The sequence below is a fragment of the Nocardia sp. NPDC059195 genome (genome assembly GCF_042754695.1).
In the GTDB taxonomy this organism is placed as follows: Bacteria; Actinomycetota; Actinomycetes; order Mycobacteriales; family Mycobacteriaceae; genus Nocardia.
The window spans coordinates 12,710-30,504 of record NZ_JBHZBG010000009.1; the positions used below are offsets into that span (position 1 = coordinate 12,710).

The following is a 17,795-nucleotide window of genomic DNA, read 5'->3' on the forward strand; positions in this document are numbered from 1 at the left end:
CATCGCGGGAGCAGGTACACCAGCACCGAATGGCGCTGCCGCTCTTGCGGCAGCGCCAGGGAAACCGACTACGCCGCGATCCCGAGTCCCAGCGCCACCGCGACCGGCACCAGGTACAGCACCGGGAACGCCACCGTCTTGTACGACCGCGCCCGCAGCACCGTCAGCACCGCACCGGCGAAGTACAGAATCAGCCCGATCGCGGCGATCACCCCGAGCACCGGCACGAACAATCCCACCAGCAGTCCCACCGACCCGAGGGCCTTGGCGATCCCCAGCGGCGTCCACCAGTTCTGCGGGACGCCGTATTCCACCAGCGGCTCCACCACGAACGGCGCGCGGCGCAGCAGCGAGAACGCCGAGAAGCCCACCCACAGTGCGGCGACGACAGTGACGATGACGTAGGCGGTGAACATGTGCGTAACTCCTTCGGCAGCCGCGCGTTTCGCGGTATCTACCGAGGTGACGACACAGCCGCCGCGAGTGTGACATCACCCGGACAGCACAGCGGCCCCACACCGTCGGACGGTGTGGGGCCGTGGGAAATCAGTTACTTGCCGCCCTGGCTGGCGACCGCGGCGGCACCGGCGGCAGCGGCAGCCGGGTCCAGGTATTCAGCGGCCTTCACCGGACGCAGGTTCTCGTCCAGCTCGTAGACCAGCGGAATGCCGGTGGGGATGTTCAGGCTGGAGATGTCGGAGTCGGAGATCCCGTCGAGGTGCTTGACCAGCGCGCGCAGCGAGTTGCCGTGCGCAGCGACCAGGACGGTCTTGCCGGTGAGCAGTTCCTTGGAGATGGTGTCTTCCCAGTACGGGACCATCCGCTTGACGACATCGAGCAGGCACTCGGTCTCGGGGACCTCGATGCCCGCGTAGCGCGGGTCGCCTTCCTGGCTGTACGGGTTCTCGGGCTGGATCGGCGGCGGCGGGGTGTCGTAGCTGCGACGCCACAGCATGAACTGCTCCTGGCCGTACTGCTCGCGGACCTGCTCCTTGTTCTTGCCCTGCAGGTCGCCGTAGTGGCGCTCGTTGAGGCGCCAGTCGCGCACGACCGGGATCCAGTGCCGGTCGGCGGTGCCGAGGGCGTTGTCGGCGGTGCTGATCGCGCGGCGCAGCAGCGAGGTGTAGACGATATCGGGCAGGATGCCCGCCTCTTTGAGCAGCTCTCCGGCCCGTTTACCCTCGGCGATGCCCTTGTCGGTGAGTTGCACGTCCACCCAGCCGGTGAACAGGTTGAGGGCGTTCCATTCGCTCTCGCCGTGGCGCAGCAGCACGAGGGTGTAGGTCATAGGGGCCATTCTGACATTTCGCCGATGTCAGGCCCACTCCACCTCGTCGAAGCCGATGACGATCTCGTACGGCCCGCCTTTGACCAGCGCGTCGACCTGTAATCGCGACGCCACCGAGTCGACTTCGCGCACTACGGCGCACACTCCTTGGAACGGACCCTCCGGAATATGGACGACATCGCCCGGCACGTAGTCGGCAGCCACCTCATCGAGGCTACGCCCGCCCACCGCAACCTTCCCTGAACGCGCCCGAGGACCCTTGAAGTCTCCGCTCTGGTTGCGGGCCGTCCCGCTTCTGGACTGAGTGGAGGGTGCGACGAAGGAGTGCCCGGAGGGAGGGAAGAAGTGGGACCAGGGGCCCGCAACCCGCGGCGCCAGCCGCAAATCTATTCAGCCGCGAGCACCGCCGCCCCGACCAGCGTGGCGCCCTCGCTCAGCGTCGACGGTTCCACCGCAAGATCCCGGACGAACTCGAGCCGCGCATGCCTGGCGACGGCCGCGCGCAACGGCCCCCACAGCGGCTCCCCCGAATGCGCGAACCCACCGCTGATCACCACCCGATCCACATCCAGCAGCGCGGCGGCCGACGAGATCGCCTGCCCCAAGGCGGTTCCCGCACGAGCCATGGCGGCGAGCGCGATCGGGTCGCCACGGTGCGCGGCCTCGGCGAGCTCCACCCCGCTCTCGCCCACCCAGCCACGCGCACGCGCCCACCGCACCGACGACATCCCGCTCGCTACCGCCTCCACGCACCCGACTCCCCCACAGGGACACGCGGTGTCGTCACCGGGCACCACGATGTGCCCGATGTGACCGGCATTTCCCGTGCGCCCCATCACAACTCGCCCATCGGCGACGATCCCCCCACCGACCCCCGACGACACCGTCATGGCCAGCCCGTTGTCCACCCCACGCAGCCCGCCGACCCGATGCTCGGCCAGCGCCAGACACGCACCGTCGATCGCCAACCGCACCACCGCGGCCGGGAACAGTGCCCGCACCTGTTCGACGATCGCGAACCCGTCACGCCACGCCGCCAGATTCAACGGCCTGATCACCCCCGCGGGCACATCGACCGGACCCGCCGATCCGATCCCGACCGCACTCACCTCGTTGTCACTTGCCACAGCGACCAGCAGGCCCCGGCACACCGCCCATGGATCGTCCGAAGCCGCGGCCGCCCGGCGCACCGCGTGCAACCCGTAGTGCGGGTCCACAAGTCCCGCGGCGAATTTCGTCGCCCCGATATCGAGCGCAAGTACCGCCATCACCACTCCCTACCTGCCGCGCCGGGCTACACCCGGTCCCCCTGCTGTGAATCATCACAGCATGTGGCACGCGACACTTTGACTACCGATCGGTACAAATCACAGGCTTTCGTTAGATACTTCGACACGGGTCGGGTCGTTCTCGTTGGGCAGCACTACTGTTGATGAAGGAAAGCTGTGTCGAAAATCGCTGTACTGGTGTTGAGTCTGCTATCGGTGGGCTTGTTCGCCGCACCCGCGGGCGCGAACCCGCTGTATCCGACGCCTGATCCGGATCCGTTCTTCCACGCACCGGCTGACATCGCCGCGCTGGCACCCGGCGACGTCGTGCGAACCCGCCACATCGACACCTGGATGTACCCGGGCACCGAAGGCCACCAGGTCGCGTTCCGCTCCACCAACTCGACCGGCAACGCGATCATGGGCGTCACCACGGTGCTGCTGCCGATCGGCGTGAAGAATCCGCCGCTGGTGTCCTACCAGGCGCTGATCAACTCCATCGGCACCCGCTGCAACCCCTCGCAGTCGCTGTTCAACGGCGAGCTGCAGGACGCGCCCGGCGCCATGCTGCCGTTGGCGCGTGGCTGGGCGATCTCGGTGCCCGATTACCTTGGCCCGACGGTGGCCTACGGTGCGGCCAAGCTCAGCGGCATGGTCACCCTCGACAGCGTGCGTGCCGTGCAGAAGGTCGCCGAGCTCGGTGTCGGCAACTCGCCGGTCGCGATCGCCGGCTACTCCGGCGGCGGCATGGCCACCGCATGGGCAGGCGCGCTGCAGCCCACCTACGCACCGGAGCTGAAGCTCGCGGCCGTGGTGTCCGGCGGTATCCCCGCTGACCTCGAATTGATGGCCGACGCACTCGGCTTCGCGCCGCACCCCGGTTTCGGCCTTGCCTTCGCCGCCGCGATGGGCATCGAGCGCGAGTACCCCAACAAGGTGCCGGTGTCGGATCAGCTCAATGAAAACGGCCTGTGGTTCCGTGAATTCACCAAGGACGCCTGCCGTCGCTTCCTGCTGTTCCACGGCATCACCCGCAACGCCGAACAGATGGCGGCGTCCAAGGAACTGATGAACAGCGAGGTCGCCCGTGGCGTCCTGCGCGAGAACAGCCTCGTGCACTTCCAGGGCGCGCCGACCGCACCCACCTATATCTGGCAGGGCAAGTACGACATCCTCACCCCGTACGCGCCGGTCGCCGAGACCATCGCCCGCTGGTGCGGTCAGGGTGCGCCGGTGCAGCTGAACACGGTCGAGATCTCCGAGCACATGACCGCCGCCGTGGCGGGCTTCCCCGATGCCTGGAACTACGTCGAGGCCCGCTTCCGCAACGAACCGGTACCGACCAACTGCTGAGCTGAAAAATGATGCCGGGCAGGAACTCTCCTGCCCGGCATCGTTGTTCTCAGACCTTGTCGGCGTCGTCGATGATGTGCTCGAAGGCGCGCAGGTTCTGCAGCGACTCACCGCGCGAGACCCGCCACTTCCATTCCTTGCGAATGGATTCGGCGAACCCGAGCTCGAGCAGGATGTTGAAGTCGGCGTCGACCGCTTCGAGGGTCTGGCCGAAGATCCGGTCGAGTTCGTCGGCGGTGACCGACTCGGTGGACATGCGGCCGACCAGGTAGATGTCGCCGACATTGTCGAGGGTGTAGGCCACCCCGTAGAGGCGGCGGTTGCGGCGCAGCAGGTATTTGTAGACGCCTTCGAAGTTCTCGTCGGGCTTGCGGCACACGAACGACTCGATGCGAACCCCGTGCTTGCCCACGGTCAGCATCACCGAGGTCTTCAGCTTGCGCTCACCCGGCAGCACCACGATGAACGTGTCGTCACCGTGGCGGGTGTATTCGATCTCGCGATCGCGCAGTGTGTCGTCGATAACCTGTGAAACGGCGCTCACCTGCGCACTCCCGTCCGGCGCCGCATCAGCGCCCGCGATCTGGCCTGCCTGGTCTCGCCCGCGTGCAGGGCGATCGGACCGCGTTCGGCGCGGAATCCGGCCATCGCGGCAGCGTAGCTGTCGAGCAGGCCGTCGGCGGTGTGCGCCCAGGAGAACCGGCTCGCGTGCTCGACGGCGGTGGTGCCCATGCGGGTCAGCCGGTCGGGGTCGTCGAGCAGGGCGGCCAGCGCGTCGGCCCAGTCGGGTGTGCGATGCCCCGGCACCAGCAGGCCGGATTCGTGGTTACGGACCGCGGTGCCGAGACCGCCGACGTCGGCGGCAAGCACCGGAGTGCCGCTGGCCTGCGCCTCGATGGCGACCAGGCCGAAGGATTCGTTGTAGCTGGGCACGGCCACCACATCGGCCGCGCGGTACACCTGCACGAGTTTGTCGGCGGGCTGCGGCGGCAGGAACGTGACCCGCTCGGCGATGCCGAGGTCGGCGGCCAGTTCGATCAGCGCGTCGGGCCTGGCCAGTCCGGTACCGGACGGTCCGCCCACGATCAGCACGCGCAGCTTGCGGCTCGGATCGCGGCTCAGGAGCTCGGCCGCGGCCCGGACGAGCACATCGGGGGCCTTGAGCGGCTGGATCCGGCCGATGAACGCGACGATCTGCTCGTCGGCGCGCAGACCGAGTTCGGTGCGCGCGGCGAGCTTGTCGCCGGGCCGGTAGCGGGTCAGGTCGGCACCGGGCGGCACCACGTCGATGCGGTCGGGCGAGGCGCCGTAGAGGTCGACGAGCTGACGGGCTTCGTCACCGGTGTTGGCGACGAGCCGGTCGGACTCGGCGATCACCTGCTTCTCGCCGATCACCCTGGTCTCGGGTTCGGGGGTGTCACCCTCGGCGAGCGCGGCGTTCTTCACCGCGGCGAGGGTGTGCGCGGTGTGCACCAGTGGCACCCGCCAGCGGTCGCGCGCGAGCCAGCCGACCTGGCCGGAGAGCCAGTAGTGCGAGTGCACGAGGTCGTAGTGGCCGGGCAGGTGCCGCGCTTCCTGCCGCAGCACCTCGGCGGTGAACGGACACAGCTGGGTGGGCAGCTCCTGCTTGTCGAGTCCCTCGAACGGCCCGGCAACCACGTGGCGCACGATCACGCCGGGTCCGGCCTCGGCGACCGGCGGCAGCTCCGACGAGGTCGCGCGGGTGAAGATCTCCACCTCGGTGCCCCGTTTGGCCAGCTCGAGCGCGGTGTGCAGCACGTAGACGTTCATCCCGCCCGCGTCACCGGTGCCGGGCTGCGCCAGCGGTGAGGTATGCACCGATAACACCGCGATGCGATGGGGCAAAAGATCGGGACGACGCTGGCTCACACCCTCCAGTGTGCACGCCGCGACGCCGCCACCGTTGCCCCTACCGGGTTCGGTGACGGCTGTCACAGCGCAAACGCGTGTGAGTTCACGTACTCGTCGCGGTCGAGCCTGCCCGATCCGGCGCCGGAGCGCGAGCGGATTTCGGCCGTCACTCTCGGTGCAGCGCTGCCTCGAACACGGGCCACGATTTGTGCATGTCCTGCTCCCAGTAGCCCCACGAATGGGTGCCGTTGGGACGCAGGTCCACCGTCGCGGGGATGCCGAGCGACTGCAGTCGGTCGCGCAGCTGCCGGGTGCACAGATTCGTGACGGCCTCGAGCCCGGCGCCGAACAGCAACTGCATCGGGTCCATCCGGGCGCCGATGTTGTCGTGCGGGCCGGGAATGCCGGTCCCGGAGGAGATGTAGACGTCGGTGCCGCGCAGCGCTTCCGCGTGCAGGTAGGGGTCGTTGGCCGACCACGCGGGATCGGTGGGCGGGCCCCACATATTGGCCGCGTTGCCGAGCCTGCTGCCCACCACGGTCCGCACAATCGCTTGTCCGCGTGGATCACTCGTGCGCACGCACCCGCTGTAGGAACCGATCGCCCGGTACAGCCCCGGTTCCGACAACGCGAGCTGGAACACCGAGGTCCCGGCCATCGACAGGCCCGCGATGGCGTTGGCGCCGGTGCCGTCGAACTCCTCGTCGATCACGGGCGGTAGCTCTTTGGTGAGGAAGGTGGTCCACCGCTGCTTGCCGAGCACCGGGTCGTCGGTCCGCCAGTCCGCGAAATAGCTTCCGGCCCCGCCGAACGGGATCACCACATTGACCTGTTTGCCCTTGAAGAACTCGACCACGTCGGTGCGATCCAGCCAGTTACCGTCGCTACCCCCGCCGACCCCGTTGAGCAGATACAGCGTCGGCGCCGGCTCGTTCGGATCCGCGGCCCGCAACACCCGCACCCGGGTGACGATGTCCATCGCCGGTGAGTACACGCCCACGTCGATGGTGCGATCGGGCTCGACCCGCTGATCCTCGATCCGCGCCGCGCCCGGCTCGGCACCCGCGGGCACCCCGACCACGACACCGGCCAACAAGCCCAGCACGGCCACCGCAACCCGTGCGCCCACTGCCCGACCAAACATCATCGAACTCCGTTCTCGACGCCGAATCCTCTTCTCCACATACGATCCAACGACATTCCAGAACGCTACACACGAATTCAGCGGAAGTATGTGACGATTCCCAGAAGATTTCCCGAATTCTGTACGCGCGGCCCAAGTAGTTCTCCGGAGCAATCACAGCACAATCACATCAGCGCCGCATACCAATCACGCCATGGCTCCTACCTGGGCAAATACACCAACGAGTCGAGCCATGCCAACGCGAACAACCGGCATACTCCGTCGGCACATGTAGACCAATTGGACCCCACTGTCGACGCGCCGAATTGCGAACAATGACGCAACCCGCCTGCGAATTTTTTCACAAAGGGAATCGCCACAATCGGCACGAAGCCATAGACGAGCGTCCGACACGGGGCCTCCCAGCGCGACCGCCTGCCCAAGACCTGAGGCAGCAAGCACGAGGAGACGCGCGTCACAGTCGGCGCGGCGATGAATCCCGGCGCGAGCCACCGTCTTCCCCAGTGAGCATGCCGAACGCGGCGACGTGACCGACCTGCGCTACCAACTCGCTTGTCCCCCAAGCACTTCGAGCATCGGAGAACCCCAGAATGTACACTCGCTCCCGGTCCGTGATCGCGTTGACAGCTGTGGCCATGTCCGCCCTACTGGTCAGCGGATGCGGAAACAACGAGACAACCTCCGGCGCTGCTACGTCGGAGGTCAGGTCGGCCGCGGCCGATCAGGCCTCCGCCGACGGCAAAGGCCGCTACGCCGAGGTCAACGGCGGCAAGACCTACTACGAGATCCACGGCACCGGACAGCCGCTGATCCTGTTGCACGGCGGCCTGTCGGGTGCCGAATCCACCTTCGGCGCACTGATTCCCGAGCTGTCCAAGACTCGTCAGGTGATCGCCGTCGAACTCCAGGCGCACGGCCACACCCCCGATAGAGACCGCGCGATGACCTACGAGGCCATGGCCGACGATGTCGCGGCGTTGATCACCCACCTGAGGCTCGGCCGAACCGATGTCCTCGGCTACTCCCTCGGCGGTGGGGTGGCGTTGCAACTCGCTACCCGCACACCGGATCTGGTCGACCAGCTGGTCATCTCGTCCGCCCCGTTCCGCTTCAACGGCTGGCTGCCCGAGACCCGTGCGGGCATGGCCGCCATGAACCCCGACGCCCTGCGCGAGAGCCCGATGTATCCGCTCTACACCAGCGCCGCACCCGACCCGGCAGGCTGGACCGGGCTGGTCACCAAGACCCGGCAGCTACTGACCCAGGACTACGACTGGACCGGGCAGCTGGCCCGGATCCAGGCGCCGACGCTGGTCCTCGCGGCCGAATCCGATGCGCTGTCCCGGGAGCACGCCGTCGAGATGGTCTCTTTGATCAATGCCGACAAAGCGGGGCAAGCTCGGCTCGAGATCGCCCCTGGCACTACTCATTACGACGTTGTGTACCGGGCCGATCTGCTGCTGCCCCCGCTCACCGGGTTCTTGGACTCGACCGTCCGCTGACCCGTTCCGACCAGGCTGTCAGCCCACGCCGAGAGCTCGGGCGAAGGGCGGCCAGGAGCGATGCAGGTCGTCGTTCCAGTAGCCCCAGGAGTGAGTTCCGTTGGGGCGCAGGTCGACCGTGGCGGGAATATCCAGGTCGCGCAAGCGGGTGCCGAGTTGCTGGGTACACAGGGCGGTAACCGCGTCAAGGGCGCCGCCGATGATCAGCTGGTCCAGCAGTTTCATCGAATCACCGTGCAGCCCAGGCCCGTTCACAGTGTCGAGCGAGCCGGGCAGTCCGGTGCCGGAGGAAACGTAAATGACCAGGCCGCGCAGGCGTTCCGCGTGCAGAAAGGGGTCGTTGGCGGCCCAGAGCGGGTCGCTGGGTTGTCCCCACATGTTCACCGGGTCACCGTTCTGGCCGGAGACGACGGTGTTGACGATGGCGTGGCCCTGCGGACCGCTGGTGGAGACGCAGCCACTGTAGGAACCGACAGCTTTGTAGAGCTGGGGTGCCGCGAGCGCCAGTTGAAAGGCCGCGGTGCCCGCCATCGACACGCCCGCAATGGCATTGGCGCCGCTGCCGTGGAATTCGGCGTCGATGACGCGGGGTAGCTCGCGGGTGAGGAAGGTGGTCCAGCGCTGGCGGCCGAGGACGGGGTCGTCGGCCCGCCAGTCGGCGTAGTAGCTGCCCGCGCCGCCGATCGGCATCACGACGGTGACCTGCTTGCCGGCGAAGAAGGGGTCGGCATCGGTGCGGGTGAGCCAGTTGCCGCCGTCGCGCCAGTCACCGGTGGGGCCCGCGCCACCATCGACGCCGTTGAGCAGGTACAGAACTGGCGCGTTCGCCGAGCGGTCGGGCGCGGGCAGCACCGCGACGGTCACCGATTTCGCCATGGCGGCCGAGTGCACCACCAGCTCGACGACCCGGCCGGGACCGGGCGCGACGGAAATGAGCCGCGCGGCGTCGGAGGCCGGGCTCGCTCCGGCAACCGGGGTGGCGCACGCCAAGCCCGCCACGAGAACCAGCACACATCGCGTCAAGACGCTCATGCGCCACCTCCATGCCCGGCCGCAGGACAAGGCCGTCGACTCAGAGTAGGTCGCACTCACCTGACCCGGACATGTTTCTGAAACATTACCGATTCAGAGCAAACGAGGGTGCGTCGAACTCACTCCAACGCGTCGATAAACGCGCTGACCTCGGCAAGGAAGCGCGGCCGGTCCTCGATGAACAGGCCGTGCTGAGCGCCTTCCCAGAACGAACCGCGGGCGTCAGGGGCATTGTCGAGGATGTACTGACCATTGGCCGCCGGGACCACCGGGTCATCGGTGCCGTGCAGCACGAGAACCGGAACATCCAGGGCACGAAGGGTTTCGGTGTTGTCGATCGTGCGGTAGAACAGCGCCTTGCGTACCGAGGGCGGGGTCGCCAGACTGCCGCCGAACAGCCGCTGCGCATCGACACCCTTGTCCTCACCGGGCCCGGTATTGGCATTGCCGAACACCGCGAACGCGCGCACCGCCCGCCCGGCAGCCTCGTCGAACACGCCCGGAATCGCTTTCTCCATCGCGGGCCCGGGCGCCGCACCGGGCACATCGCGGCCGATATGCGCGGGCGCACCGCAGTAGACGACGCCCGCGACCGCCGAGGTGCCGTAGGTGGCGAGGTAGTCGGTGGCGACGATCCCGCCATAGGACCACCCGAGCAGCACCGCCCCGGCGTCGACACCCTCGGCGGCCAGCACCGCGGCCACATCGCCCGCCCACGCCTTGGGGTCGTCATAACCGGCGCCGGGATCGTCGGAGTACCCGTGCCCGCGCAGGTCGACCGCGATCACCCGATACCGCTGCGCCAGATCATCCGCGGCCGCACCCCAGCACCGCAGATTCCCGGCCCACCCGTGCAGGAGCACCAGCGGCCTACCGGAACCGCTCACCCGGTAGACGATCCTCGTTCCATCGGCACTGACAGCATCGCGAATAGCCATACCGACAGGCTAATCGGCGCAGTCGCGAAGCGTTCCTCGGCTGCGCATGGCCCCCTAGCGTCACCGTGATCGGAGCCATGGCGACCGGAAATACCGGGCGAATAAGATCGACAAACATGAGCATTCGCACCGCCGTCGTTACCGGAGCCAGCTCGGGAATCGGTGAAGCCACCGCCCGGGAGCTGGCCAAGCAGGGCTATCACGTCTATGTGGGTGCCCGCCGGTTCGACCGGGTGCAGCGCCTCGCCGCCGAGATCGGCGGCACCGCGATCGAACTCGACGTTACCTCCGAGGAATCGGTGCGCGCCTTCACCGACGCGATCGACCACGTCGACGTGCTGGTCAACAACGCGGGCGGCGCGAAGGGCCTGGCCCCGGTCATCGACGCCGACCTGGACGACTGGCGCTGGATGTGGGAGACCAATGTCATCGGCACCCTGCGCGTCACCAAGGCACTGCTGCCGAAACTGATCGCGTCCGGCGACGGCCTGATCGTCACCATCACCTCCATCGCCGCCCTGCACACCTACGACAACGGCTCCGGCTACACCTCCGCCAAGCACGCCCAGGCTGTCGCCCACCGCACCCTGCGCGGCGAACTCCTCGGCCAGCCGGTCCGCCTCACCGAGCTCGCCCCCGGCGCCGTGGAAACCGAGTTCTCCCTGGTCCGCTTCGACGGCGACGCCGACCGCGCCGCCAAGGTCTACGAAGGCATCGACCCCCTCTTCGCCCAGGACATCGCCGAGATCGTCGGCTTCGTAGCCAGCCGCCCACCCCACGTCAACCTCGACACCATCGTCGTCAAACCCCGCGACCAGGCAGGCCCCGGCTCCTTCGCCCGCCGCTCCTGACTCCGTCGGCAGTTGGCTCCACTCGAGCCGTTTCCCCAGTTCTGGACCGCTACCGCCCCCTAAACGTGAACCTCGTCACTATGTTCGTTCGAGCTATCCAGGCGCGTCGATCACCCACGAAGCCGAGCCGGGGGCCAATTCGCGGGCGCCGTAGGCAGATCCAGGATCGATCGCCGTTCGGGTGGCGGGGTCGGTAGCGGGTATTGATACTGGGAGCGAGTCGCTCGGGCGTTGCCGTGAATTCGCCGTGCCGAGCGACCGGCCGTTAACATCGCCGTTTGCCGTTAGCCAGTCATAGGAGTAGAAGTTCGATGCTCGGTATCAAGTCCGTTTTCAGTGGGTTCAAAGATTTCCTGATGCGCGGGAACGTCATCGACCTCGCGGTCGCGGTCGTGATGGGTACCGCGTTCACCGCGGTGGTCACCGCGTTCAGCAAGGGGCTCATCAACCCGCTGCTCGCGGTGTTCGGCTCGACCAATGAGCTCGGCCTCGGTGTCCAGCTGATCGCAGGCAAGCCGGCGACGTTCATCGCGTTCGGCCCGATCATCACCGCGTTCATCGACTTCTTCATGGTCGCCGCGGTCCTGTACTTCGTGCTGATGCTGCCGATGAAGTCGCTGAAGAACAAGTTCGGCACCACCAAGGACGCCGAGCCCACCGAGACCGAGCTGCTCATCGAGATCCGCGATCTGCTGGCCAAGCAGCAGGGTCTGACCACCGACGAGACCGTCGAGCTGAGCAAGGAACGCGCGAGCCAGTCCGTCGAGGCGTAGTCGCCCGATCCGGCTGATCGACGTCACGACGAACCCCCGACCGGCATGGTCGGGGGTTCGTCGTTATCCGGAGCGGTTCACGCGAATGCCGGGGTCTTGGCCGGCCAGCGGGGATGGTCGGCGTCGATGACGTAGGAGTGGGTGTGCTGGAAGTGGCGGGGGCCGATCTGGATCGCGTCGACCAGGATCGCCGGGTCGACCGAGCCGAGTTCGTGGACGTGGGTGATCTCGGCCGGGTCGTGGCGGGGCCACAGCCGGATCGCCGCGGTGGCGCCGAGGGCGGCGATCACGGCGAGGGTTGCCCAGGTGGCGGTGAAGCCCGCGGTGGTGGCCAGCCAGCCGGTGATCGGGTAGGTGATCAGCCAGGCGAGGTGAGACAGGGAGAACTGTGCCGCGAACAGGGCGGGGCGGTCCTGGGCGCGGGCGGAGCGGCGCAGGACACGGCCGGTGGGGGTGAGGATCAGGGCAGTGCCCGCGCCGATGGTGGCCCAGGTGGTGAGGGCGGCGGGCCAGTGCCACTCGCCGGTCGGCATGGTCGACAGGACGAGTGCGGCGGTGAGGCCGGCGAGGAGCACAGCGGCGCCGGTGAGCATGACCGGGCGCTCGCCGCGGCGGTCCAGGATCCGGGGCAGGGTGAGGGCGATGAACATGGTGCCGAGGCCGTTCGCCGCCAGCAGTAGCGCGACGCCGGACTGATTGCCGCCCAGCACATCCCGCGCGTAGTTCACGGTGTTGACCATCACCACCGAGCCCGCGGCGGCGACCACCAGGTTCAATCCGAGCAGTCCACGCAGCCGCGGAGTCGCCGCGAACAGTCGCAGCCCGGCAACGAGCCGTTCCTTGATCGCGCCATCGCCGACGACCGCGTTCGGAATGCGCGCGGCCAGCACCAGGGCGACCGACACCGCGAAGCCGACGCCGGTGCCGACGAACAGCCAGTGGAAACTGATCAAGCTCAGGGCCAGCGCCGCCAGCATCGGGCTGAGCAGCGTTTCCATCGTCGCCGCGAGCTGAGCGGCCGACAGCGCCTTCGTGTAGTCGCGTTCGTCGGGCAGGATGTCGGGCAGCACCGCCTGGTAGGTGGGGGTATAGGCGGCCGAGGCGATCTGCAGCAGGGTGATGAGCACGTAGATCTGCCAGATCTGGTCGACGAAGGGCAGAGCCAGCACGATCGCGCCACGAATACCGTTGAGCGCCATCAGGAATTGCCTGCGCGGCAGTCGGCCCGCGTAGGCGCCCGCGATCGGCGCGACGGTCACGTAGGCGACCATCTTCAGCGTCAACGCGGTACTGAGCACGATGGCCGCGTTCCCGCCCGCCAGTTCGTAGGCGAGCAGACCGAGGGCCACGGTGGTGAGTCCGGTGCCGAACAGAGCCGCGACCTGGGCGGTGAACAGCAGTCGATAGTCGCGGTGGGCGAACAGTGAGGTGGTCATGGAACTGCCCTTTCAAGACTGCTTATCTGCGTATGAATGCAATAACCAGCATAAGGCGGAGAGTATTCCCGCACCACCGAAATTTCCTTCGGCTTGACCTCGAGGACAGTTGAGGTAGGACGGTAGAGCGCAGCGGCGGCCGAGGGGCCGTCACCGACGAACAGGAACGTCATGAGCGCCACGGTTGACCACGTCCGAACCGCAGACAACGCAGACGCGCAGCGGTCCTCCGCGCACGGCCGGAGCGAAGGCTCGGGTACGCCCAACAGCCCGCTGCGGCTCGCGGTCGTCATCGGCAGCACCAGGGAAGGGCGCTTCGGTCCGACGATCGCGCACTGGTTCGTCCGGCAGGCGGCACTGCGCGACGCGATCTTCGTCGATGTCGTCGACACCGCGAGCATCGAACTGCCGCGCGCGTTCGGCGCCGCGAGCGACCACCCCTCCCTCACCGAGGCCACCGACAAGCTCGCGCGCGCCGACGCGTTCGTCGTGGTGACACCCGAGTACAACCACAGCTACCCCGGCTCGCTGAAGAACCTGATCGACACCCACCACGCCGAATGGCAGGCCAAGCCGGTCGGCTTCGTCTCCTACGGCGGCATCTCCGGTGGGCTGCGCGCCGTGGAACACCTGCGCCCGGTCTTCGCCGAACTCCACGCCGTCACCGTGCGCGACTCGATCTGCTTCCCGAACGCGTGGGGCCGATTCGACGAGGCGGGCGAGCTCACCGCCCCGAACGATGCCGACGCCGCCGCCGCGACCATGCTCGATCAGCTCACCTGGTGGGGCGAGGCCCTGCGCGCCGCCCGCGTTGCCAACCCGTACGGGAAGTGACCGCGATGATCACTACCGCTGCCCCGGTCACCACCCGCAACCCGATGCGCATCGCCCTGGTCCTGGTGGCAGGCATGATCATGGCGACGCTCGATCAGACCATCGTGAACGTGGCGATCAACAAGCTGGCGATGGAGTTCCACGCGGGCTTGAGCACCATCCAATGGGTCGCCACCGGCTACTCGCTCGCCCTAGGCGCGGTGGTCCCGACCTCGGCGTGGCTGGTCGGCCGGTTCGGCGCCAAGCGGCTGTATCTGATCGCGATCAGCGCGTTCGTGGCAGGTTCGGTGCTGGCCGGATTGTCATGGAACATCGAGTCGCTCATCGCTTTTCGATTGATTCAGGGCGCGAGCGGCGGGCTGTTGATGCCGGTCGCCATGACGATCCTGCTGCGCGCGGCCGGACCCGACCGGCTGGGGCAGTTGATGAGCACCCTCGGGTTGGCCATCCTGGTCGGCCCGCTGCTCGGCCCGGTGGTCGGTGGCTACCTGATCGACGAGGTGTCGTGGCGGTGGATGTTCTTCATCAATCTGCCGCTCGGCGCGCTGGTGCTGATGCTGGCGGCCCGGGTGGTGCCCGATGACGCGCCGGAACCGCCACGTGCGCTGGATGTGCGTGGGCTGCTGCTGATGTCGCCCGGCTTGGCGCTGGTGATCTACGGCGTCACCGCCGCGGGTGAGAGCGCCGGGTTCGCCACACCCGCGGTGCTGGTGCCGCTGCTGGTTGGAGCCGGTCTGATCGCCGCGTTCGTGCGTCGTTCGCTGACCACCTCGGTGCCGCTGCTGGATCTGCGCGTGCTCGGCAACCGGACGACCGGCACCTCCGCGGTGCTGCTCGCGGTCTTCGCGGGCGGATATTTCGGGTCGATGTTGTTGCTGCCGTTGTATTTCCAGGTCGTGCGCGGTGAGTCAGCGCTGGTGGCAGGCGCTTTGGGGATTCCGTTCGCCCTGGCCTCGGGTGCGACGATGCAGGTGGCGGGCAGATTGATCGACCGGATTCCGCCCGGCCGCTACCTGCCCGCGTCGATCACGGTGGCGCTCACCGGGTTTGTGCTGTTCGCGATCCAACTCGACGCGGACGCGCCGTACTGGGCGCTGTGCCTCACGATGGTGCTGATGGGAGCGGGTGGCGGCGGAACCTTGATGCCGGTGATGACCACGGCGACCCGGCCACTGAGCCGCGAGCAGCAGCCCGTCGGGTCGACGGTGCTGAACATGATCAGCACCACGTCGATGGCGATCGGCACCGCGGTGGCCTCGGTGACACTGGGTGCGCTGCTCCCGGTGACGGGTGGACTCCAGGCGCTGCACGCCATGACGGCGGATCAGCGGGCCGAACTCGCCCCCGCCCTGGCCGACGCGTTCCAGCACACCTACCTGATCGCGCCCGTCATGATCGCGTTGGCACTCGTTCCGGCGCTGCTGCTACCCCGGCGCTAGCGGTAGCCGAGCCGTCGTGCCGTGGAACTATCGCGGCACGACGGCAGCGTCCGGCGTAGATCCGGTGGGCAACGCGGACATGGACTGCCACGTCGCCCAGTCGATGGCCCAGTCGTAGATGTCGCCATCGGCCTGGGAGAGCTCGATCGACGTGCCGGTCACTTCGACCGGGTCGCCGTAGAGCGCCGTCGGGAAGTAGGCCTGGGCGTCGCCCGGTGAGAGGTTGATGCAGCCGTTGGTGACGTTCGAAGAACCCTGGGCCGAGAGGGATTCGGGGTTGGCGTGGATGAATTCGCCGTTGTTGGAGATGCGGACGGCCCACCGTTCGCGAACATTGGTGTAGTACGGCGGATTCGACATCATGAAATCCTCGTACTTCTCGGTGACGACGTGCACGCCCGAGCGGGTGACATTGCGCGGTTCGTTGCCTTCGCCGTAGGAGACCGCGAAGTCGAAGATCGTGGCACCGTCGCGGACCACCTGCATGCGATGGCTCGGGGCGTTGGCGATGACGATCTGGCTGCGGCCGATGGTGAAATCGGAGGTGATATCGGAGTCGCCGTACGCGCCGCCGCCGAGGTCGACGCCGTAGAGCTTCGCGCCGACGTGCACAGTGGTGCCGGGGGTCCAGTAGTTCTTCGGACGCCAGTGCACCCGCGAGCCACCGTCGTCGGGCAGCCAAGCCCAGGATCCTTCGGTGCTCTGGTCGGTGGTGACAGTGAGCGCCTTCTCCACGGCCGCCTTGTTCGTGACCGGCCCGGCGAACTTCAGGATGATCGGCGCCCCGATCCCGACCTCCTGGCCGTCGCCGATATTGATCGTGGCCGGGATGGTCGACTGCGGGCTGATCGTGGTGAAGGTGCCGTCGATCGGGATCGGTTTCGCGTCGGCACCGATGGCCGTACCGGCCCAGGTGTACGACGCGCCGTAGCCGAGCGGTTCGGCGACCTTGTAGGTCGTGCGGTCGGGGCTGAGCTGACCGGTGATCTGTTTGCCGTTGGCGTTGGTGAGGGCGATCTGGTCGATCGTGCCATGGGCGACCGTCACCGAAACGGGCGCGACCGGGTCGACATCGGTAGCGCCGGGCGCGGGCGCGATGGTGACCTGCGCGACCGGCACCGCCGCCTCGCCGTCCTTGCCCGGCCGGTCGATCGTGCACCCGGTCAGCACAACGAGCACGGCCAGCAAGATCACCGCAACCACGGACCGCCCGCCCCGAACGCCCATTTCACGCCCTTGCGCCGACGAACCACGGCGCGCGGCTGCCCGCGCGCGCAACAGACCGGTTACCGAATGTTTGCTCACGCATCGAATGTACGCCGAGCTACCGAACTACACCCCGTGAGCGCGGTCACCAACCATGCCGATACCGGACCCGAGCGACTACCCGATCGCTCATCGACGCGGCCGCGTATACGGCTTGTCAGGCGGATCGCGCCAGGCCGACTCGAGTCCGGCGAAATCGTGCCATCGACCTCGTTCGAATCAGAATTCTGACTGGAACTAGCCGCTTTGCACGATGACGCCAGTGGCTCGCCGAGGCTACCGGCGGTTGAGCCACTCCTCGGTGAAGGTGGCCTCGTTGCCGAGCAGTTCGATCAGGCGCTCGGAGATGGCCGCCTCGATCTTGCCGCCGAAGAGCGGGATCTTCACCTCGATGGTGCCGTTGATGGCGGTGGTGGAGCCGGTGCCGTCGTCGGGAGCCATCGTGACCGTGCCGCGGACCACCGCGGGGGCGCCGTCCACGTGGGCTTCGAAGATGCCGCCGGTGCCGGTGTAGGTCTCGGTGCGCGGAATGACCAGGTCACCGGGGCGCACGGCGGTGATGGCCGGCGGGAGCTGATCGGCGGGGATGGACTGCACCATCTGGACGCGGACCTGGTCGCCGTCGACGGCGAAGGCGTCGAGCCGGGCCCCGGGGCCCCCGACCTCGGCGATTCGGGCCTTCCAGTACTGCTCGTCGGAGTACGCGGCGCGCACCGCATCGACGGAATGCGTGTAGCCGGCAGTGAACGCCAGAGGTGTAGCCATATTCGACACGGTACCGTCTGCGAACGTGCGTACA

Annotated in this window: 19 protein-coding genes; 6 read left to right on the top strand and 13 right to left on the bottom strand. The window is 67.6% G+C overall.

Annotation, left to right across the window (positions count from 1 at the left end; translation table 11 throughout):
- Window positions 1-68 precede the first annotated feature (68 nt).
- The 4 genes from ACFXKN_RS13695 to ACFXKN_RS13710 all read right to left on the bottom strand — a co-directional run bounded on the left by ACFXKN_RS13695 (window position 69) and on the right by ACFXKN_RS13710 (window position 2,556).
- Window positions 69-416 carry a DoxX family protein gene (locus ACFXKN_RS13695; RefSeq protein WP_378941350.1) on the bottom strand — a complete coding sequence of 116 codons (348 nt, stop codon included), beginning with the start codon at window positions 414-416 and terminating at the stop codon, window positions 69-71.
- A 134-nt stretch (window positions 417-550) separates the two neighbouring features.
- Window positions 551-1,288 carry a phosphoglyceromutase gene (locus ACFXKN_RS13700; RefSeq protein ID WP_378941359.1) on the bottom strand — a complete coding sequence of 246 codons (738 nt, stop codon included), beginning with the start codon at window positions 1,286-1,288 and terminating at the stop codon, window positions 551-553.
- Window positions 1,289-1,315: 27 nt separating this feature from the next.
- Window positions 1,316-1,492 (bottom strand): hypothetical protein, encoded by a 177-nt coding sequence (locus tag ACFXKN_RS13705; protein ID WP_170112119.1) that lies wholly within the window; start codon window positions 1,490-1,492, stop codon window positions 1,316-1,318.
- 182 nt (window positions 1,493-1,674) lie between these two features.
- Entirely contained in the window at window positions 1,675-2,556 is an 882-nt protein-coding gene (locus tag ACFXKN_RS13710; protein ID WP_378941375.1) for an ROK family protein, read from the bottom strand.
- A 177-nt stretch (window positions 2,557-2,733) separates the two neighbouring features.
- Between ACFXKN_RS13710 and ACFXKN_RS13715 the strand changes: the two genes are divergently transcribed.
- Window positions 2,734-3,909: a lipase family protein gene (locus tag ACFXKN_RS13715; protein WP_378941384.1), complete on the top strand. Its 1,176-nt coding sequence runs from the start codon at window positions 2,734-2,736 to the stop codon at window positions 3,907-3,909.
- Between the two features lie 49 nt (window positions 3,910-3,958).
- Here the strand turns inward: ACFXKN_RS13715 and ACFXKN_RS13720 are convergent, their stop codons facing one another.
- The 3 genes from ACFXKN_RS13720 to ACFXKN_RS13730 all read right to left on the bottom strand — a co-directional run bounded on the left by ACFXKN_RS13720 (window position 3,959) and on the right by ACFXKN_RS13730 (window position 6,925).
- A complete protein-coding gene (locus tag ACFXKN_RS13720) occupies window positions 3,959-4,453 on the bottom strand; it encodes a YbjN domain-containing protein (protein WP_378941389.1) in 495 nt (164 codons plus the stop codon).
- Entirely contained in the window at window positions 4,450-5,808 is a 1,359-nt protein-coding gene (gene mshA / locus ACFXKN_RS13725) for a D-inositol-3-phosphate glycosyltransferase (protein ID WP_378943170.1), read from the bottom strand. Before mshA ends, ACFXKN_RS13720 begins: the two co-directional genes overlap by 4 nt.
- Before the next feature lie 139 nt (window positions 5,809-5,947).
- Window positions 5,948-6,925, bottom strand: a complete 978-nt coding sequence (locus ACFXKN_RS13730) for an alpha/beta hydrolase (protein WP_378943175.1) — start codon at window positions 6,923-6,925, stop codon at window positions 5,948-5,950.
- 611 nt (window positions 6,926-7,536) lie between these two features.
- Here ACFXKN_RS13730 and ACFXKN_RS13735 point away from each other — a divergent pair.
- Window positions 7,537-8,427 (top strand): alpha/beta fold hydrolase, encoded by an 891-nt coding sequence (locus ACFXKN_RS13735; RefSeq protein WP_378941396.1) that lies wholly within the window; start codon window positions 7,537-7,539, stop codon window positions 8,425-8,427.
- An 18-nt stretch (window positions 8,428-8,445) separates the two neighbouring features.
- On the opposite strand, the gene ACFXKN_RS13740 is transcribed toward ACFXKN_RS13735, so the two are convergent.
- The gene (locus tag ACFXKN_RS13740; protein ID WP_379433068.1) at window positions 8,446-9,459 is read right to left on the bottom strand and encodes an alpha/beta hydrolase; all 1,014 of its coding nucleotides are present in this window, start codon (window positions 9,457-9,459) and stop codon (window positions 8,446-8,448) included.
- A gap of 119 nt (window positions 9,460-9,578) precedes the next feature.
- The gene (locus tag ACFXKN_RS13745) at window positions 9,579-10,397 is read right to left on the bottom strand and encodes an alpha/beta fold hydrolase (RefSeq protein WP_378941412.1); all 819 of its coding nucleotides are present in this window, start codon (window positions 10,395-10,397) and stop codon (window positions 9,579-9,581) included.
- A 116-nt stretch (window positions 10,398-10,513) separates the two neighbouring features.
- On the opposite strand from ACFXKN_RS13745, the gene ACFXKN_RS13750 reads away from it, so the two are divergent.
- Together ACFXKN_RS13750 and mscL are read left to right on the top strand one after the other, a co-directional pair.
- Window positions 10,514-11,248, top strand: a complete 735-nt coding sequence (locus ACFXKN_RS13750) for an SDR family NAD(P)-dependent oxidoreductase (RefSeq protein ID WP_378941421.1) — start codon at window positions 10,514-10,516, stop codon at window positions 11,246-11,248.
- Between the two features lie 311 nt (window positions 11,249-11,559).
- Window positions 11,560-12,021, top strand: a complete 462-nt coding sequence (mscL, locus tag ACFXKN_RS13755) for a large conductance mechanosensitive channel protein MscL (protein WP_378941428.1) — start codon at window positions 11,560-11,562, stop codon at window positions 12,019-12,021.
- Window positions 12,022-12,098: 77 nt separating this feature from the next.
- Here the strand turns inward: mscL and ACFXKN_RS13760 are convergent, their stop codons facing one another.
- Together ACFXKN_RS13760 and ACFXKN_RS13765 are read right to left on the bottom strand one after the other, a co-directional pair.
- Entirely contained in the window at window positions 12,099-13,457 is a 1,359-nt protein-coding gene (locus tag ACFXKN_RS13760; protein ID WP_378941433.1) for an MFS transporter, read from the bottom strand.
- Window positions 13,454-13,630, bottom strand: coding sequence for a hypothetical protein (locus ACFXKN_RS13765; protein ID WP_378941436.1), 177 nt, complete (start codon window positions 13,628-13,630; stop codon window positions 13,454-13,456). Before ACFXKN_RS13765 ends, ACFXKN_RS13760 begins: the two co-directional genes overlap by 4 nt.
- On the opposite strand from ACFXKN_RS13765, the gene ACFXKN_RS13770 reads away from it, so the two are divergent.
- Entirely contained in the window at window positions 13,629-14,291 is a 663-nt protein-coding gene (locus ACFXKN_RS13770; protein ID WP_378941440.1) for an NADPH-dependent FMN reductase, read from the top strand. The genes ACFXKN_RS13765 and ACFXKN_RS13770 overlap by 2 nt on opposite strands.
- A 5-nt stretch (window positions 14,292-14,296) precedes the next feature.
- Window positions 14,297-15,730 carry a DHA2 family efflux MFS transporter permease subunit gene (locus ACFXKN_RS13775; RefSeq protein ID WP_378941447.1) on the top strand — a complete coding sequence of 478 codons (1,434 nt, stop codon included), beginning with the start codon at window positions 14,297-14,299 and terminating at the stop codon, window positions 15,728-15,730.
- A 27-nt stretch (window positions 15,731-15,757) separates the two neighbouring features.
- Here the strand turns inward: ACFXKN_RS13775 and ACFXKN_RS13780 are convergent, their stop codons facing one another.
- Both ACFXKN_RS13780 and ACFXKN_RS13785 read right to left on the bottom strand, forming a co-directional pair.
- Window positions 15,758-16,957 carry an Ig-like domain-containing protein gene (locus tag ACFXKN_RS13780; RefSeq protein ID WP_379433127.1) on the bottom strand — a complete coding sequence of 400 codons (1,200 nt, stop codon included), beginning with the start codon at window positions 16,955-16,957 and terminating at the stop codon, window positions 15,758-15,760.
- 315 nt (window positions 16,958-17,272) lie between these two features.
- Complete coding sequence (locus ACFXKN_RS13785) at window positions 17,273-17,761, bottom strand: DUF2505 domain-containing protein (protein WP_378941451.1); 489 nt, start codon at window positions 17,759-17,761, stop codon at window positions 17,273-17,275.
- Window positions 17,762-17,795 lie beyond the last annotated feature (34 nt).

Coding starts and splice junctions, on each gene's coding strand:
- ACFXKN_RS13770 (WP_378941440.1), top strand. CDS start 13,629: ATGAGCGCCACGGTTGACCACGTCCGAACCGCAGACAACGCAGACGCG.
- ACFXKN_RS13750 (WP_378941421.1), top strand. CDS start 10,514: ATGAGCATTCGCACCGCCGTCGTTACCGGAGCCAGCTCGGGAATCGGT.
- ACFXKN_RS13700 (WP_378941359.1), bottom strand. CDS start 1,288: ATGACCTACACCCTCGTGCTGCTGCGCCACGGCGAGAGCGAATGGAAC.
- ACFXKN_RS13760 (WP_378941433.1), bottom strand. CDS start 13,457: ATGACCACCTCACTGTTCGCCCACCGCGACTATCGACTGCTGTTCACC.
- ACFXKN_RS13765 (WP_378941436.1), bottom strand. CDS start 13,630: ATGACGTTCCTGTTCGTCGGTGACGGCCCCTCGGCCGCCGCTGCGCTC.
- ACFXKN_RS13780 (WP_379433127.1), bottom strand. CDS start 16,957: ATGGGCGTTCGGGGCGGGCGGTCCGTGGTTGCGGTGATCTTGCTGGCC.
- ACFXKN_RS13730 (WP_378943175.1), bottom strand. CDS start 6,925: ATGTTTGGTCGGGCAGTGGGCGCACGGGTTGCGGTGGCCGTGCTGGGC.
- ACFXKN_RS13710 (WP_378941375.1), bottom strand. CDS start 2,556: ATGGCGGTACTTGCGCTCGATATCGGGGCGACGAAATTCGCCGCGGGA.
- ACFXKN_RS13775 (WP_378941447.1), top strand. CDS start 14,297: ATGATCACTACCGCTGCCCCGGTCACCACCCGCAACCCGATGCGCATC.
- ACFXKN_RS13695 (WP_378941350.1), bottom strand. CDS start 416: ATGTTCACCGCCTACGTCATCGTCACTGTCGTCGCCGCACTGTGGGTG.
- ACFXKN_RS13740 (WP_379433068.1), bottom strand. CDS start 9,459: ATGAGCGTCTTGACGCGATGTGTGCTGGTTCTCGTGGCGGGCTTGGCG.
- ACFXKN_RS13745 (WP_378941412.1), bottom strand. CDS start 10,397: ATGGCTATTCGCGATGCTGTCAGTGCCGATGGAACGAGGATCGTCTAC.
- ACFXKN_RS13785 (WP_378941451.1), bottom strand. CDS start 17,761: ATGGCTACACCTCTGGCGTTCACTGCCGGCTACACGCATTCCGTCGAT.
- mscL (WP_378941428.1), top strand. CDS start 11,560: ATGCTCGGTATCAAGTCCGTTTTCAGTGGGTTCAAAGATTTCCTGATG.